General features: G+C 32.6%; 17 protein-coding genes. 8 read left to right on the plus strand and 9 right to left on the minus strand.

Annotation, left to right across the window (positions count from 1 at the left end):
• Positions 1-4: 4 nt before the first annotated feature.
• The 6 genes from gldI to AC23L6_RS11305 form a co-directional block, all read right to left on the minus strand.
• Positions 5-604, minus strand: a complete 600-nt coding sequence (gldI, locus tag AC23L6_RS11280) for a gliding motility-associated peptidyl-prolyl isomerase GldI (RefSeq protein WP_487562551.1) — start codon at positions 602-604, stop codon at positions 5-7.
• Between the two features lie 5 nt (positions 605-609).
• Positions 610-1614 (minus strand): DHH family phosphoesterase, encoded by a 1005-nt coding sequence (locus AC23L6_RS11285; protein WP_487562550.1) that lies wholly within the window; start codon positions 1612-1614, stop codon positions 610-612.
• A 68-nt stretch (positions 1615-1682) separates the two neighbouring features.
• Positions 1683-2939, minus strand: a complete 1257-nt coding sequence (locus AC23L6_RS11290; RefSeq protein ID WP_487562549.1) for a chloride channel protein — start codon at positions 2937-2939, stop codon at positions 1683-1685.
• A 64-nt stretch (positions 2940-3003) separates the two neighbouring features.
• Positions 3004-3396, minus strand: coding sequence for an ExbD/TolR family protein (locus tag AC23L6_RS11295; RefSeq protein ID WP_487562548.1), 393 nt, complete (start codon positions 3394-3396; stop codon positions 3004-3006).
• The gene (locus AC23L6_RS11300; RefSeq protein WP_487562547.1) at positions 3386-4108 is read right to left on the minus strand and encodes a MotA/TolQ/ExbB proton channel family protein; all 723 of its coding nucleotides are present in this window, start codon (positions 4106-4108) and stop codon (positions 3386-3388) included. The genes AC23L6_RS11295 and AC23L6_RS11300 overlap by 11 nt, the downstream gene beginning before the upstream one ends.
• 296 nt (positions 4109-4404) lie before the next feature.
• Positions 4405-4641: a helix-turn-helix domain-containing protein gene (locus AC23L6_RS11305; RefSeq protein ID WP_487562546.1), complete on the minus strand. Its 237-nt coding sequence runs from the start codon at positions 4639-4641 to the stop codon at positions 4405-4407.
• A 123-nt stretch (positions 4642-4764) separates the two neighbouring features.
• Here AC23L6_RS11305 and AC23L6_RS11310 point away from each other — a divergent pair, with 123 nt between their 5' ends.
• Complete coding sequence (locus AC23L6_RS11310; RefSeq protein ID WP_487562545.1) at positions 4765-6135, plus strand: RCC1 domain-containing protein; 1371 nt, start codon at positions 4765-4767, stop codon at positions 6133-6135.
• Positions 6136-6153: 18 nt separating this feature from the next.
• Here AC23L6_RS11310 and AC23L6_RS11315 read toward each other — a convergent pair whose 3' ends face one another.
• Entirely contained in the window at positions 6154-7206 is a 1053-nt protein-coding gene (locus AC23L6_RS11315; protein ID WP_487562544.1) for a DUF2971 domain-containing protein, read from the minus strand.
• Between the two features lie 366 nt (positions 7207-7572).
• Between AC23L6_RS11315 and guaA the strand changes: the two genes are divergently transcribed.
• The 6 genes from guaA (at position 7573) to AC23L6_RS11345 (ending at position 15182) form a co-directional block, all read left to right on the plus strand.
• Positions 7573-9102: a glutamine-hydrolyzing GMP synthase gene (gene guaA, locus AC23L6_RS11320; protein WP_487562543.1), complete on the plus strand. Its 1530-nt coding sequence runs from the start codon at positions 7573-7575 to the stop codon at positions 9100-9102.
• Between the two features lie 59 nt (positions 9103-9161).
• Positions 9162-9917, plus strand: coding sequence for a LysM peptidoglycan-binding domain-containing protein (locus tag AC23L6_RS11325; protein WP_487562542.1), 756 nt, complete (start codon positions 9162-9164; stop codon positions 9915-9917).
• Positions 9918-9955: 38 nt separating this feature from the next.
• Positions 9956-12043, plus strand: a complete 2088-nt coding sequence (locus AC23L6_RS11330; RefSeq protein ID WP_487562541.1) for a LysM peptidoglycan-binding domain-containing protein — start codon at positions 9956-9958, stop codon at positions 12041-12043.
• Positions 12044-12445 (plus strand): OsmC family protein, encoded by a 402-nt coding sequence (locus AC23L6_RS11335; RefSeq protein ID WP_487562540.1) that lies wholly within the window; start codon positions 12044-12046, stop codon positions 12443-12445.
• Between the two features lie 297 nt (positions 12446-12742).
• Positions 12743-13897, plus strand: a complete 1155-nt coding sequence (nhaA, locus tag AC23L6_RS11340) for a Na+/H+ antiporter NhaA (protein WP_487562539.1) — start codon at positions 12743-12745, stop codon at positions 13895-13897.
• Entirely contained in the window at positions 13887-15182 is a 1296-nt protein-coding gene (locus tag AC23L6_RS11345) for a TIGR00341 family protein (protein ID WP_487562538.1), read from the plus strand. Before nhaA ends, AC23L6_RS11345 begins: the two co-directional genes overlap by 11 nt.
• 149 nt (positions 15183-15331) lie before the next feature.
• On the opposite strand, the gene AC23L6_RS11350 is transcribed toward AC23L6_RS11345, so the two are convergent.
• Together AC23L6_RS11350 and AC23L6_RS11355 are read right to left on the minus strand one after the other, a co-directional pair.
• Complete coding sequence (locus AC23L6_RS11350; protein WP_487562537.1) at positions 15332-16327, minus strand: IS110 family RNA-guided transposase; 996 nt, start codon at positions 16325-16327, stop codon at positions 15332-15334.
• A 10-nt stretch (positions 16328-16337) separates the two neighbouring features.
• Complete coding sequence (locus AC23L6_RS11355) at positions 16338-16523, minus strand: hypothetical protein (protein ID WP_487562536.1); 186 nt, start codon at positions 16521-16523, stop codon at positions 16338-16340.
• A gap of 77 nt (positions 16524-16600) precedes the next feature.
• On the opposite strand from AC23L6_RS11355, the gene AC23L6_RS11360 reads away from it, so the two are divergent.
• Positions 16601-16831: a DUF3820 family protein gene (locus tag AC23L6_RS11360; protein WP_487562535.1), complete on the plus strand. Its 231-nt coding sequence runs from the start codon at positions 16601-16603 to the stop codon at positions 16829-16831.
• Positions 16832-16873: the final 42 nt, after the last annotated feature.

The raw sequence follows: 16873 nt of genomic DNA on the forward strand, positions 1-16873 counted from the left end.
TCTTTTATTCAGTTGTTGTTTTAATTTGTTTTACAGGCTCATCATTGACTACTGACTCTGGTGCAAAATCATTCAAGGTTACCGTATAAATAAGAGGTTGGTTATGACCAATTCTTCTATTGTCACCATGATATCCATAGCCCATGTGCGATGGAAATAGAAAGGTAACCGTTTCATTTTTTCGCATCAATTTTAGCCCATGTCGTAAACCCATAATCATTTTTTGCTCTTTATCTACATGATAGGTTTGTGGTCTTAGTTCAAGTTCAGAGTAAATGACGTTTCCGTCTAAATCTTTAATTTCATAATTAAAATGAGCGATATCTCCTTTTTTAGGACGTAAAGTGTCTCGGGTGTTTTTGGTATCGTATCGGTACCAATAGCCTTTATTAGAGGCAATATATTTTATGCTAGGATCACTTTTAATGATAGAATCAATCTTGGCTTCTTCTACTGAAACTAGTTTTTTGTTTCTTTCAATAGATTCTTTTAAAAAAGTTCCAGAGGATTGAGAAATAGGTCTGCGTGCTTGCTGCTGTTGCGAACAACAAGAAAGAATGACAGCCGTAAAGATGGCGAATAGTATTTTTGTAATGAATTTCATTTCAGTTATATTTTTATTTGGGTGATTAGTTGTTCAAATTTGGAGATGGTATCGTTTAACGACAGATTCGATTTACCTCCTGCAGCATTAATATGTCCACCACCATTAAAATGTTCTCTCGCAAATTGATTTACATCAAAATCACCTTGAGATCGGAACGAAATTTTTATGATTTTTTCATCTTTATGTTCGATGAAAATGGCAGCAAAAACGATGCCTTTTATTGTCAATCCATAATTAACTATTCCCTCAGTATCACCTTTTACATAATGAAAAGTATCTAATTCTTGTTGAGAAAGAGATATGTAGGTGGTTTTGTATTTTGGAAAAACTTTCATGTTCTGTAAAGCTCTTCCCAATAACTGTAGGCGTTCGTAAGAATTATTATCGAAAAGAAGCGTTGGGATTGTAGTGTTTTCGGCACCTAAATCAATTAAATCAGCAATAATTCTATGGGTTGTTCCTGTTGTTTTCGGAAATCGAAATGAACCCGAATCGGTTAGAATTCCAGTATAAATACAGTTGGCGATTGTTTTGTCGAGCAACTCTTTTTTGTCAAGTTGCAGGATGAAATTGTAAATCATCTCACAAGTAGAACCAAAATTGGTATCGGAATAGGTAAATTGAGCAAAATCATCAGGACTTTGATGATGGTCAATCATAATAAAAATGGCTTTTAGTTTGTTTAAAACCTGTTCCATTTCACCAGTGCGATGTAGCGCATTAAAATCTAATGTAAATACAAGTTCTGCTTCCTGTAAAATTTTAGTAGTGTTCTCTTTATCATTTTCATAGACTAAAACATTCTCAGCAGCAGGTAACCAATCTAAGAAACTAGGAAACTCATTTGGCGCAATAACGGTGGTATTGTGACCTAATTTTAAAAGAAAATGATACATGGCCAAACTAGACCCCATGGCATCTCCATCAGGGCTTCGGTGAGGAATAATTACTATTTTTTTTGGAGTTAAAAGTAATTCACTCAGTGCTGTATACTCTTCTTTTTTCATAGGCAGCGAATTTACATTTTTTTAGCCTAATCTTGAAAATATTTAAGAATAATCTAAGATTTCAAATTTTATAAATCTTCCAAATCATTCTTTCTCCATTTTTGATACAGATGATGTTTAGGCCCCTTCACAATTTGTGAGCCATAAATACCGATTCTTCCAGAAAAGAAGTAGGCAGTAATACAAGCAATTGCAATATAAATACCATATTCCACCCCAAAAAGTTCCATTCCCATAACCGTACAAGCGATAGGTGTATGCGTTGCACCTGAGAAAACAGCAACAAATCCCATTCCCGCCATAAGAGCTATTGGTAAAGGGATTATAACTGATAGCGCACTTCCTAATGTCGCTCCAATAAAGAATAGCGGAGTTACTTCGCCTCCTTTAAAACCCGCTCCAAGAGTAAATCCTGTGAAGAGAATTTTGAGTAAAAAATCAAAATTTGCACTAGGATGCTGGAAAGCTTCCAGGATAACTGGAATTCCTAAACCGATATATTTAGTTGTGCCAATTAAGTAGATGCTAAATGCAAGTAGTATCCCTCCTACAAATGGACGAATTGGAGCATAGCGTATGGATTTAGAAAACAAACGATGCCAGAAATGCGCAGTTTTAGAGAATAGCATGGCAGTTAGACCAAATAGAATTCCAGAAAGAATAATCCAGAAAAGGTTCAGCCAGTTGGTGTCAGGTAAACTGTTTATTGCATAATGAGTATGTTGTACTTGCCAAAATTCAACGGTATGAAATGCTACGTAGGCCACCAAGAAAGTAGTCAAGATGCTTTTAAAATTAATCTTACTGAAATAAACAACTTCTAAAGCAAATATAGCACCTGCCAAGGGTGTCCCAAAAACGGAAGCAAACCCTGCACTAATTCCCAGAATCAAAATCGTTTTTCGCTCAGAATTATCGAGTTTGAATAGAGATGTGAATTGGTCAGCTATTGCTCCGCCCATTTGCACAGCGGTTCCTTCACGACCTGCTGAACCTCCAACAAGATGAGTTATTAAAGTTCCCACCAAAACTAATGGTGCCATTATTAGAGGAATCGGTTTTTTAGGATTTTCGTATTCTTCTAACAGGAGATTGTTCCCTTTTACAGCTTCTTTTCCATAGTAATGATATAGGAAACCAATCAGTAATCCGCCCAAAGGAAGTAGTGTAATGAGCCATGAATTACTTTCTCTGTAATTTGTAATCCAATGTAAAGAAACCAGAAAAACTGTCGATGCCGAACCCGAAAGAATTCCAATTATTAAACAGATTATTATCCATTTAAGAAAAGTTGTGATTGAAAATTTCTCAGTTAACGAAATCAAATTAGAATTTTTTAAGGGAATAAAAATATAAAAAAACCTATCAAATTTGATAGGTTTTATAATCTTATTTTGTTGTTGCAATCACGAAATTCAGTTTCAATTTGACTCCTAGTTGCATCAAGTCAACTAAATCTTGCACTTTATTATCTGCAGGAACTCGAACCACAACAACTTTGTCATTAGCTGCGGTTGTTTTTTCGTATAAAACCTGTTCTAGTTGTTCAAAAGGAACCTCTTCCTTATTGACATAATAGATTTTATCCTCGGTTACAGATAACGAGATATGGTCTTTGTTTGTAGTTTCGTTTGATTTTGCTTTGGGCAACGTTAATTTTATAACGTTAGGATTTGCTAAAGTGGATATAATAAGGAAAAACAAAAACAAAAAGAACATAATATCGCTCAAAGACGAAGTAGGTATTTCGGGATGAAAACGTTTATTTCTCTTAATTGCCATTTTGTGGTTCTTGAATTACATTAATGATTTCTAATGTTTGTCTTTGTACTTTCAATGTAAAATTGTCAATCATCATATTGAATAAATGGTAAGCGCAGTAAGCAATAACACCAACGACTAGACCAGCACCACTACTAATCATTTTTTCATATAATCCTCCAGAAATAGTTTGGATATTTAGATTTCCTGTATTAGAAATGGTATGAAAAATTTTGATAACCCCTGATATGGTTCCAATGAATCCAAGAATTGGTGCGATACCTGAAATTAATCCTAAATGACCCAATCCTTTTTCCATTTGAGCAATTTCGATATTTGCCGTCTTTTCCATGGCAGATTCAATTTCGCTGATTGGTCTTCCAATGAGGGAAACTCCACTTCTTAAGATATTCCCTGATGCTGTATTTTCTCTACTACATAGCATAATGGCATTGTCCAATTTGCCGGCTTTTAATTGCATTTTGATATCATTAACCAAATTGATATCTTGTTTTGACGCTTTTTGTATCGATAAGTAGCGCTCAATAATTACGTAAACACAATAAAAAAGCAGTACGATTAGCGGGAAAATCATTACCCCACCTTTTAGTAAAAATTCTAAATAAGAAATGTTTTCTGTAATACTAACATCAGTGGTTGCTAGATTTGTAGCAGCAGTAGCAAGGCTGTCGGTTACTGGATTTGCTTGCAATAAAAAATTTAAAATTACCATAAAAAAGTGTAGTTATTTAATACGTTTACAAAAATGCATAAATTTTCAAAAAGCTACTGTAAAACGAAATTTATTTATGAACAGTCTTTTTTTCATAATGTGAATAACGAAATATTTTTTAAATAAGTATTTTGGTTTGCAATAAATAAATGGAATAATAAGAATTTGATTATAGTAGTTCAGTAATTATACAAATAATTTTAAATAAGTTTATTCTGTTACAAAAACAAAGAGAATAAAAGATAAATATTGTAATGATTAAAGATATTATTTTTTTTTGGAAGTATGGAATTCTTTTATTTTTCCTTTTCAAATTCAAACATTAAAGCAGTTTGAATTTCTAAACCAATTGCTAATGATTTTATTGTACAAATAGTTGGGTTTATTGTGCCTCTTTCAATTCGGGTGATTTGTGGCAGAGATACTTCTGCTCTGTTAGCAAGTTCTTCTTGGGACATATTTTTTCCCTCTCGCATTTTTTTTAAATGCTTACCGAATTTAATTAGATACTCTTTGTCTTTCGTGTAAATCAATTATTACAGGAACTATTGTTTTAGTTCTGTAAAAATCCTCTAATCCTTTACGATTTATATAATCATACATGATTAGTTTGTAATATATTTATATATTTGGGGTGGAAATTAAAAATTAAAAGCATGAAAATAAAAACTACTTTATTTTTTTTAGTATTATTAAATACTATGGTTTATGGCCAATGTTGGCAATCTATTACTGCGAGTGGTTTACAAAATAATGCAATAAAGACAGATGGAACATTGTGGGGTTGGGGTTTAATCGAAGGTGCAGGCTATACTCCGATGGAACTAGATACAAACACAGATTGGCAATCAATTTCAGCAGGTATGGGACACTCTCTCGCAATAAAAAAAAATGGAACATTATGGTCTTGGGCAACAGATTCAGGAGGTATTGGTAATCTTTATGGGCAATTAGGCAATGGTACAAATACCAATCATATAACACCTACTCAAGTTGGTAGTGACTTTGATTGGAAATATATAGCTGCTGGATACGCTCAAACATTTGCTATAAAAAATAATGGAACCTTATGGGCATGTGGAAACAATTCTCAAGGCCAATTAGGTGATGGAACACTTCAAGACAAAAATACTTTAATTCAAATAGGGAACCATAACAATTGGCTTTCAATTGCTCATACATCAGGAAGCAACTTTACAATTGGTTTGAAAACAAATGGTACATTGTGGGGTTGGGGTAGTAACAATGTTTTTCAGCTAGGTGACGGTACAACAATAGATAAAATTATCCCTGTTCAAATTGGAATAGATAATGATTGGCAATCTGTTTCAACTGGCAGTACTCATGTAATTGCTATAAAAAATAATGGAACTTTGTGGGCTTGGGGTAATAATGAGTATGGACAATTAGGTGACGGAACAACGGTAAACAAGAAAATCCCTACTCAAATTGGCACTCAAACAAACTGGAAAACAGTTAGTGCTGGTCAAAATTTCAGTATTGCTATAAAATCTAACGGAACAATTTGGTCATGGGGTTATAACTATTTAGGTCAATTAGGGAATGGAACAGCCGTTTATAGCAATAGTAAACCAAATCAAATAGGTATTGATGAAAATTGGCAATTTGCAATTTCAGGGGCATATCATACAGTTGCTATAAAAGCTGATAATTCAATATGGTCTTGGGGTTATAACATACATCGTCAATTAGGATATAAAACAGGCGCACAAATAAGTTCATATGTGCCTGCTCTAATAAACTGTGCAAATCTTAGTATTAAAGATATCATCATGAATAATCGTTTTTTTGTATATCCCAATCCAGCAAAAGATTTAATTCAAATAGATGACATACGAAATAAAAATATTATGCAGATAAAAATAATTGATACTTACGGAAAGATTGTTTTACAACAAAATAAGGACTTTTCGCACATTAAAGTACAAAATTTACAAAGCGGAATATATATAATTCAAATCCTTTCTGAAGATAGTAAATACGATGTTAAATTCGTTAAGGAATAACTCTCCCACCCAGAGCGGTTACTCATAATGAATTTTATTATCCTCAATTTTTAAAATTTTTATTTCTTTTTCTCTGTAAGAAATAGAATTTGTAGTTGATTGACTATCATTACTAAATAAAAATCTTATCCAAATAATTTGGATTCCCATTTCGTAAATTTTTTCAAAAAATTTAAACTTCTTTTTTCTTTCAATAATATAGTCTTCTCTAATTGTTTGATTATGAGAAAAATCAAACATATTATTGTCTATTATTTCAAAATCAGTAAAAAAATTATGCCCTAGATAGACTGTATTTATAACATTTATATCAATATCAATTAACCTTGATTCAGCTTTTTCCTCATGCATTTTTTTATAATGGATAGGAGATTTAAAGGGTCTTACTGATTGATAAACAAATCTCCATTCCTTTTCCTCCGCCCAAAATTTATTTTTAACATTGGTTTGATATAATTTACATAAAACATCATCATATTCATTTAAATCAATAGATTTCATATTTTTTTGATAATGAATTGGAAATGGACCATTCATTAACTCCATTTTTTTCAATTCATTTGTATTAAATTTAAAGGAAACTCCTTTGTGATTTGTATAATATGACCACAGTCTATAATTTTTATACGAATCACAAACGCAGAAAATCCCTATGAAAGCATAAAATTTCTGTCTAAAATAAAATTTTGATTTCTTAATTAAAAATTTCTTTTTCTCCGGATTACTAAAATAATCGCTTAGCTCTTGAAAAGGTATTTTTAGAAATGTGTCGCCTTCTTTTAATTCTAAAATTTTTGCGAAGTCTTCTTTGCATATTTTATCGAAATCTATTAAAAAATCGGCACAGTCCATTGGATCGTTAAAATCATTTGGATGTGATAAAAAGATTTTTGATTTTTCTAATAATTCTATTGCTCTATCAAATGAATAGTATTTATAAAAAAAATCTGGAACTGTTATATTTTTGTTAGGTACAATTTTTTGTTCATGAACTATTTTATCCTCAATTTCATTTTTTTCGATTGTATACTTCCAGCCATTAATTTTATAAGTTTTTTTCTTTTCTTTCATTTAGAAATTGTTTTAATAAAATTAATACTTTTTGAAAATACATTTAAATAAAGTTATCAACGAAAAATACATTTATAACCCATTCATTTTTTTCTGTAACGTAACAAAGCTTAAATAATCTTAAATAAAAGAAGATGAAATCTTTGGAGGAGAAAAACCAATAAACATCGACTTTAAGATTATAATCTGCCCCAATAACTTTACAAATTAGAACTTTAAATATAAAAAGTTGTCTTTTTTGGTTTCTAATAGATTACGATGAATAGTATTAATTTCAAGACTGAACAAAGTATAGGTATCTAAAATAAAAAACTACTTTTTAAATATCCAAATTTTAAAATTCGAATATAAAAGGTATTTTTGCGCATGCAACACAACGTACTTATTTTAGATTTCGGGTCACAATACACACAACTTATTGCCCGACGAGTTCGCGAATTAAATATATTCTGCGAAATTTTTCCCTTCAATCATGTTCCTAGTGATTTATCCAGTTACAAAGCGGTAATTTTATCAGGCAGCCCTTATTCGGTGAGGTCTGAAGATGCCTTACATCCAGATTTGTCTGAGATAAGAGGTAAATTGCCCTTACTTTCTGTTTGTTATGGGGCACAATATTTGGCTCATTTCAGTGGTGGTGAAGTAGCTCCATCTAATACGAGAGAATATGGGAGAGCCAATTTATCCTACATAAAAAGCGACGAGCAATTTTTTGAAGGAATTCCTGAAAATTCTCAGGTTTGGATGTCTCATAGCGACACCATCAAAAAACTACCAACTAATGGAATTCGATTGGCGAGCACCCACGATGTTCAAAATGCAGCCTATAGAATTGAAGGAGAGACTACTTATGCTATTCAATTTCATCCAGAGGTATATCATTCTACCGATGGAAAGCAGCTATTGGAAAATTTTTTAGTGAATATTGCTCATGTTCCTCAAAATTTCACGCCCAATGCTTTTGTCGAGGAGATAGTAACCGAAATGAAAGAAAAAATCGGAAACGATAAAGTGGTTTTGGGACTTTCAGGAGGAGTAGATTCAACTGTAGCTGCGGTCTTGTTGAATAAAGCTATTGGTAAAAATTTATATTGCATTTTTGTTAACAACGGTTTACTTCGTAAGAATGAATTTCAAAACGTTTTGAATCAATACGAAGGAATGGGCCTGAATGTGAAAGGAGTAGATGCGTCGCAACGCTTTTATGATGCTTTGGCAGGAATTACCGATCCAGAGTTGAAAAGAAAAGCTATTGGAAATGCTTTTATCGAAGTTTTTGATGATGAAGCACATAAAATAGAAGATGTTAAATGGCTTGCGCAAGGGACCATTTACCCCGATGTTATTGAGTCGGTTTCAGTAAAAGGGCCTTCTGCAACCATCAAGTCACATCATAACGTTGGTGGATTACCTGATTTTATGAAGTTAAAAATAGTGGAACCTTTACGAATGCTTTTCAAAGATGAGGTGCGAAGAGTAGGCGCAACATTAGGAATTGACCCAGAATTATTAGGTAGACATCCTTTTCCAGGACCAGGATTATCAATTCGAATTTTAGGTGATATAACTTTAGAAAAAGTTCGTATATTGCAAGAAGTTGATGCTGTGTTTATTGACGGATTAAAATCTTGGGGATTGTACGATAAGGTTTGGCAAGCTGGAGCAATTTTATTGCCTGTAAATAGTGTAGGAGTGATGGGAGACGAACGTACTTATGAAAAAGTAGTAGCACTCAGAGCCGTAGAATCAACAGATGGTATGACGGCCGATTGGGTTCATTTACCGTATGATTTCTTGATGAAGGTGTCAAATGATATTATCAATAAAGTAAAAGGAGTGAATAGAGTGGTGTATGATATTAGCTCGAAACCACCAGCAACAATTGAATGGGAATAAATTCCAGTTGTTACAAAAAGTGTAATTGCAAAATTGGGTAAAACAATAAATATCAATATATGAAGATAAAACTGTTGTTTTTTTTTGTAATTTGTGTCTCTCAATTCAGTCTTGGTCAGCATAAAGATCACGAGGTAGAAATTGTTAATCACGAGGTACAGTCTTATGACTCCGTTAGAGCACTCTCAAAAAAGTACTCTGTAGATCCAGCAGATATTTACAAATTGAATAGATTTGCAGTTAATGGTATATCTGAAGGTATGGTGTTGCAAATTCCTATCCGAAAAAAAGAATCTTTTTCCAAACAGGATACACCATCTGATAATTTGTCACAAGAGGTTGCATTTGTCAATAATGATGCAGAAGAAGATAAGAAGATTGCAATTGAGTTAGAAATAAATAAAGAATTGGAGAGTACTTCTGTTGAAAGTGAATCAGATGTAATTCAGCATATTGTTGAACCAAAAGAAACCATCTTTGGACTGTCAAAAAAGTATCATGTTACAGTTGAAGAAATACAGTCGGTAAATCCTAAAATTCAACAAACTGGACTGCAAACGGGAGAGGTAATTATTATTCCATCACGAGTTAAAAAAGATAAAAAAGAAACTCCAGTCACAATTGTAACTACAAATCAGAAACTAGAGGCAAAAAAGACAGAAGAATATATTCAGCATAAAGTTTTGCCTAAAGAAACGTTATTTGGTTTGTCTAAAAAATACAATGTTAGCGTAGACGAGATAAAAGAAAAAAACGAAGTAGTAGTAAAGAACGGTCTTCAAATTGGGCAAATATTGATTATTAGAAAGAATTAACTTAAAAATGATTTACATTGAATAATTTAATCGTTACTATGGCAAAAAATATAAATAGGAATGGAATTTTGGTTGCTTTTTTTGTCCTATTTTCTTTGTCTTGTTCTCTTTTTGCGCAAGATAAAAATTTCACAAAACATACCGTTTTAAAAGGAGAAACTATCAAGCAAATTGCAAGTAAGTATAAGGTCACTCCTTTTGATATTTACAAACTGAATCCAGATTCACAAGCTGGCATTGCCGAAAATGATATTTTACTCATTCCGGTTTCAATTCAGAAAGTTGAAGAAATAAAGCCAGCAGAAATCGAAAAAATAACCTCAAAGCCCAAAAGCACAATCGCCAGTACAAAGACTCATGCTGCTAAACCTAAAGAAACATTTTATAGTATTTCTAGAGAGTATAATGTTAATGTTGACGATTTAAAAAATCTAAACCAAGAGATTTTAAAAGAAGGTTTAAAAGTAGGACAAGTAGTTAAAATTCCTGCCAATGAAGGAACTTCTGTTGCCGAAGTAAAAGAAGCCAAAGCTACCCCAGAGCCTGTTGAAAAAGAAGTTGTCAAAAATGCTATTTCAAAATCTGATAAAGTAATTTATCATGTAGTTGAACCTAAGGAGACAAAATTTGGAATCTCAAAAAAATATGGTATTACAGTACAAGAATTAGAGCTAAATAATCCAGGTATAGTTGCCAATTTACCAATAGGGTATAAACTAATAATTAGTGGTAAAGGGCAAATAGAAGAACCGAGCACACCACAAGTTCAAAAACCAAAACCCGTTGTTAAAGAAATTGTTCAAGAAGAAACAGTAGTGACGGAGGTAATTAGGAAACCCGTTTTTAATGGATTTGCAAATTATGAAGTAAAACCAAAGGAAACGCTCTACAGTTTGTCACAATCATTTGGAATTACGCAAGAAGAGTTGATAAGTTTAAATCCAACACTAAAAGATGGAGTTAAAGTAGGAATGATATTAAAAGTTCCCGGAAAAGGCTCTATCAAAATGGTTTCAGATTCAGGAAGAAAGGTAACAGATTTGTCTCAAACCATAAAAAATAAAGATAAAAAACAGCTCGTTTTGTTGCTTCCTTTCAATGCTACAAAAATTCAAAACGACACTCTAAAAACTATTGCTGTTCGTTTGAAGAAAGATGCTTTTTTAAACATGACACTCGATTTTTATTCAGGAGCACTGATGGCAATAGATTCGGCAAAAACACTAGGATTAAATGTAGATGTTAAGATTTTCGATTCAGAAGAAAGTAAATTATCTTCTAATGTTGTCAACATTGTTAAAGACAATAATCTTCAGAATGCCGATGCTGTGATTGGACCTTTTTATCAACAATATGTAGAGAAAGTTGCAGAACTACTAAGTGATAAAAATGTGCCGGTAATTTCCCCATTATCAAAAGAGTTAGGAAAACCTTATAGCAATTTGTTTCAATCGATGCCGCCAAGTGATTACGCTAAAGCGGCGATGTTCGATTTTATGATGGCTAAAAACGGAAATATAATTGTGGTCAATGATCCTAAAAAGATTTCAAATAAAGAGTTTATAACTAAGAAATATCCTTCCGCTCAATTCGTTCCTTTTACTGAAAATGGAGCTATTGATATTTTAGCTTTAAAAGGACTTCTTGTTAAAGACAGAATGAATTATGTAGTCTTAGATTCAGAAAAAACAGGGATGATTCTAACAACTACCAATGCTCTTTTGAACGAATTGGCTAATTTTCAAATTCAGTTAGTAATAATAGAACCAAATGACACTCTTGATTTTGAAGAGATTTCCATGAAGCGATTAACGATTCTTAAAATGCTTTATCCTTCATTAACTAGAGACAATACCTCTTCAGAAGCCGCTATTTTTGAAAATAATTTTAAGGCTAAAAATAAAATTTTCCCGAATCAATTTGCTACTCGCGGCTTCGATATTACATTTGATACTTTACTGCGTTTGTCTCAAGGAAAATCATTTGAATCTTCTGCAAAAGAAGATAAAACGGAGCAAGTAGAGAGTAAATTTGAATATGTTAAAAAGAATGCTGAAGGATACATCAACAAGGGGATTTATATCATGGAATACCAAGAAGATTTATCAGTAAAACAAGTAAACTAAATGACCTCAAAAGTAACCTATCTCGGTGATTTAAGAACCACATCAACACATTTACAATCAGGCACTGAAATCCTTTCGGATGCACCTTTAGATAATAACGGTAAAGGAGAAGCTTTCTCTCCAACAGACCTTGTTGCCAATGCATTGGGAAGTTGCATGTTTACCATAATGGGAATCAAAGCGAGAGATATGAATGTTGCTATTGAAAACTCTACAGCTTCTGTTACCAAAATCATGCAGGCGGAACCTAGGAAGATAAGCGCTATCGAAATTGTATTTGATATGAATTATGCTCCAGATGATAAAACCAAAACCATTCTTGAGAGAGCCGCTATGACCTGCCCCGTTTTTTTAAGTTTGCATCCAGACATTGATAAGCGAATTACTTTTAATTGGAAATAAAGTCATTGCGAGGAACGAAGCAATCTAAAGTTTTCAAGAGGTATCCCAAATTTCAAATACAATTTATTATATTTGATTTACAAACAATTACAAACGACTATAAAGGTTGTAAGTAATTAAATGAGGGACATTCGCCAATAAGCGGGTTGGGCAAAAGGCGCAAAGCACCTATGCCCAATAGGTGAGCCCTTCGCCCATCTCCGCGTTTGAAGAAATCAAACAACTTCGTCAAGCGCGCGCCTATTACCTGCAACCCTATTACAGATCGCATAAACAATCAACTGAGAGACAAAACAAATGAAAGCAACTAAATTATTTAAAGATTTTTTCAACAGCGAAAAAGCAGGTGGACTTGTTTTAATTGCTTGTACAATTTTGTCGCTTTTACTTGCCAACTCAAATTTTGGAACAAGTTATCACGACTTTTTTCAAACTAAATTTGCAGAGCATAGTTTTGAGCATTGGATAAATGACGGACTAATGACAATTTTCTTTTTGCTCATTGGTTTGGAATTAGAAAGAGAAATTTATCAAGGCGAACTTTCAAATTTCAAAGACGCCTTGTTACCAATTTTTGGAGCATTAGGCGGAATGTTTATACCAGCAGGAATATTTTTACTATTCAATTATGGAACTATATCACAATCAGGAGCAGGTATTCCTATGGCGACAGACATCGCCTTTGCTTTGGGAATATTGTCATTGCTAGGCAACAAAGTTCCTACTTCACTAAAAGTTTTTTTAACAGCATTAGCAGTTATTGACGACTTGGGAGCAATTATCATTATTGCCATTTTTTATACCAAAACTTTGCTTTGGACAAATCTTTTTATTGCATTGGGAATTTGGCTTTTATTATTTATCATCGGAAAACTAAAAGTAAGAAATTTAATTCCCTACTTAATAGGTGGAGTTGCAATGTGGTATTTTATGCTTAATTCTGGCGTTCACGCCACCATTACGGGTGTTTTATTAGCTTTTGCTATTCCATTTGGAAATGGAGGAGAAAAATCAACTTCCTTTATATTACAACATTTTTTACATAAACCAGTTGTGTTTATCATTTTGCCAATTTTTGCCTTGGCAAACACAGCAATTGTTTTTAGTGGCGACATATCACAAACATTGACGGAAAACAATAGTTTAGGCATTGCACTTGGACTAATCGTAGGCAAACCATTAGGTATATTTATTTTTACTTTTTTAGCCGTGACGTTTGGTCTTTGTAAATTACCAACAGACCTAAATTGGAAATCAATTTTTGGTGTTGGTCTTTTAAGTGGAATTGGGTTTACTATGTCCATATTTATAACATTACTTGCTTTTGACAATGAACTAATAATAAACAACTCAAAATTAGTAATACTAACTTCGTCATTAATATCAGGATCATTAGGATTTTTTACATTGATACTAACATTAACAACTGAATATACAGAAGATGAAGAATAAGTTATTTGATTTTATCAATTTACATAATGGGGAAGAACAAAAAGAAAAAGTATTAGAAAACATTAAATCTAACATTTCTTTTAGAGGTTCTAACTTATGGATATTAGCTTGTGCAATTGTTATAGCTTCTGTTGGCTTAAATGTAAACTCAACGGCAGTAATAATTGGAGCAATGCTTATTTCACCACTTATGGGACCTATAGTAGGTGCAGGTTTTGCATTAGCAATTTATGATTTTGAATTGCTTAAAAAATCAGGAAAAAACTTATTTATTGCCACCATAGTAAGTTTATTTATAGCTACAATCTACTTTTATTTTAGTCCTTTTAAAGAAACTCAATCAGAATTATTAGCAAGAACTTCGCCAAATATATACGATGTATTAATAGCCTTTTTTGGTGGGTTAGCAGGTGTAATTGCACTTACTAGAGTAGAAAAAGGAAACCCAATACCAGGTGTTGCTATAGCCACTGCTTTAATGCCTCCACTTTGCACAGCAGGTTATGGTCTAGCCATTGGAAAAATGACCTATTTTTTTGGTGCATTTTATTTATACACAATCAATTGCTTTTTCATTTGTACTTCAACATTTTTCATTGTGAAATACTTAGAATACCAACCTGTAAAAGCATTAAATATAAAGTTTGAAAAACAAATACGATATAGTATTACCGTTTTAATTTTAATAATGATAATCCCGAGCTTTTACTTGGCTTATAATCTCCTACAAGAAAACAAATACAATCAAAAAGTTGAACAATTTTTAGCCAACGAATTTACGAATAAAGGTTACAACATAATTTATAAGCGAACAAAATTCAACACTAGTCCTAAAATAGTTGAAATAGGATGTTTAATGAAAAAATTTAATGAAAATGAGATAACATTACTTAACCAAAAACTTTCAACATACGGTATTAACAACACTTTAGTTGAAATTATTCAAGACACAAAAGATTTAAAAGGTGAAATTTTGAATGAAATAGGAATGCAAAACAAAGTACTAAACGAAAAGGATATTATAATAAACAATTTGCAGAAAGAATTGAATGAATATAAAGTCATAAATACTGAAACAATAAAAGAAATTTCAATACTATTTCCTGAACTAAGAAATGTTTCATTTGGCAAGCATCAAATAAATACCAATACAGACAGTTTAAAAGTCATAACAGTTTTACTATATCAATCTGACAATAAAATAAAAATTGACACCGAAAAAATTGAAAAATGGTTAGTCCAAAAACTAAAGACAAAGGACATTGAGTTAGTAAAAAAACAATAAGGGCAGCAGGTAACAGGGTTTGGAAAAAGTGGCGGTTCAATTCTCCGCAGACAGATTTGTGGTTAATCAAACATTGGTTCTCCTCATCAACATTAGTGGTAGTAATTACCACCTTCGCCAAGCTGCATTCCAAGATCAAATCCAAATTTTTAAGCACAAAATTTACTCATTTCTACATAAGGTGTTCCTCTGTTTACCGTTGCAAATACTCTTGATACAATTTTGTTTCTGATGATGTTTAAAACTACCATTTTAGGTTTGCCTTCTTCCACTCTTTTTTGATAATACAGTTTGAGTTCTTTGTCGTGTTGAATGGCGCTTATGGCTGACATGGACAATAGACTCTTCATCTTTCGATCACTAATTGGGTGAGTTTTATTACGTCCATTGATGCTTGTCCCTGATTGATAAGGATAGGGAACTAATCCACAATAGGCGGAGAACTGTCGAGGACTCTCAAAACGCGTGTAATTGTGCGTGTGCAGGAGCATTTGAACTGCCAGTACCATGCCTACTCCTTTGACTGTTTTGGAGAGTTTGTAGTTATTTATCATGGTTTCGTCTTGTTTTATAAGCTCATTAATGCTTTTTTCTGTTGTGAGAATTTGCTTTTCCAATTGGCTCATATTTTCTTTCAATATTCCCAAGGAAACATCATTTAATTCATCGATAACTATTTCTTGCATCCCTTTGTAAAGATTCTTGCTCGCGGTAAGCTGTTTGACTAATTGTTCACGTAAACTCATCATCCTTTGTAATTCTATTAGCTTCTTTGCTGGAGGGACGGATGGTATCAATTCTTCCCTTCTTAGCCAAGCATAGTTGGCTATTTCCCATGCATCTGCCTTATCACTTTTACCTCGCTTTAATCCCATTGAACGCTTAATCTCTATGGCGTTGATACAACAATAACGATGCTTGTTCTCAAACAAAAAATAACTTAATAGTATACAATACCAACCGGTATGCTCAAAGCAAAATAAGGCTTCTTCTAAATTGATTTTTTGCTTGATGGTCCAACTAATAATTTGTTTAAAGCCTTTTACATCATTGCTAAATTGTTTGTGAACTTTAGTAGTTCGTACATAAACATCTAGTGTTAATTTGGAAACATCAATTCCAATAGTTTCTGTTACTTTTTTCATACATTTGTTTTTAGGATAAATAAATACCTTGCTGTGCTATCGCCTTTAGCGGGTCTAAAAACCCATCATTCCAACTAGTACTGGCAAGTCCGAAAGTAGAAACGGGTCTTATGCAGCTTATAGGTCTCAACCCTACGAAACGTTTTAGTTCACCCGTTTCTTCTTCGGAAAAATAACTATTTATTTGATTATGCAAACTAAAGGCCGAACGTTATAATCCTTAATTTTTGCAAAAAAAAAAAACATTGTATTCTTTGCGATAAAACATCAACCTTGAATCCAGACCAAAAACAACTCATTGAACTTGCTCACACTAAAATGCCTTTTGGTAAATATGAGGGTAGGCATCTAATAGATTTACCCGAATATTATATGGTTTGGTTTAGCAATAAAGGTTTTCCAAAAGGCAAATTAGGGGAACAATTGCAACTCATTTATGAACTCAAATTAAATGGATTAGAGGAATTAATTCGCAACATCAGAAAGCAATATCCAAAGCCATAAGTTATTTCTAGGTAATTGTAAAATATCAATTTATAATCGTAT

This window comes from Flavobacterium sp. R1_16, from assembly GCF_057652095.1.

Excerpts from the sequence above, each read along its gene's own strand:
- AC23L6_RS11285 (WP_487562550.1), bottom strand. The coding sequence starts at position 1,614 with ATGAAAAAAGAAGAGTATACAGCACTGAGTGAATTACTTTTAACTCCA.
- nhaA (WP_487562539.1), top strand. The coding sequence starts at position 12,743 with ATGAAAGCAACTAAATTATTTAAAGATTTTTTCAACAGCGAAAAAGCA.
- guaA (WP_487562543.1), top strand. The coding sequence starts at position 7,573 with ATGCAACACAACGTACTTATTTTAGATTTCGGGTCACAATACACACAA.
- AC23L6_RS11350 (WP_487562537.1), bottom strand. The coding sequence starts at position 16,327 with ATGAAAAAAGTAACAGAAACTATTGGAATTGATGTTTCCAAATTAACA.
- AC23L6_RS11345 (WP_487562538.1), top strand. The coding sequence starts at position 13,887 with ATGAAGAATAAGTTATTTGATTTTATCAATTTACATAATGGGGAAGAA.
- gldI (WP_487562551.1), bottom strand. The coding sequence starts at position 604 with ATGAAATTCATTACAAAAATACTATTCGCCATCTTTACGGCTGTCATT.
- AC23L6_RS11335 (WP_487562540.1), top strand. The coding sequence starts at position 12,044 with ATGACCTCAAAAGTAACCTATCTCGGTGATTTAAGAACCACATCAACA.
- AC23L6_RS11300 (WP_487562547.1), bottom strand. The coding sequence starts at position 4,108 with ATGGTAATTTTAAATTTTTTATTGCAAGCAAATCCAGTAACCGACAGC.
- AC23L6_RS11295 (WP_487562548.1), bottom strand. The coding sequence starts at position 3,396 with ATGGCAATTAAGAGAAATAAACGTTTTCATCCCGAAATACCTACTTCG.
- AC23L6_RS11330 (WP_487562541.1), top strand. The coding sequence starts at position 9,956 with ATGGCAAAAAATATAAATAGGAATGGAATTTTGGTTGCTTTTTTTGTC.
- AC23L6_RS11310 (WP_487562545.1), top strand. The coding sequence starts at position 4,765 with ATGAAAATAAAAACTACTTTATTTTTTTTAGTATTATTAAATACTATG.
- AC23L6_RS11315 (WP_487562544.1), bottom strand. The coding sequence starts at position 7,206 with ATGAAAGAAAAGAAAAAAACTTATAAAATTAATGGCTGGAAGTATACA.
- AC23L6_RS11325 (WP_487562542.1), top strand. The coding sequence starts at position 9,162 with ATGAAGATAAAACTGTTGTTTTTTTTTGTAATTTGTGTCTCTCAATTC.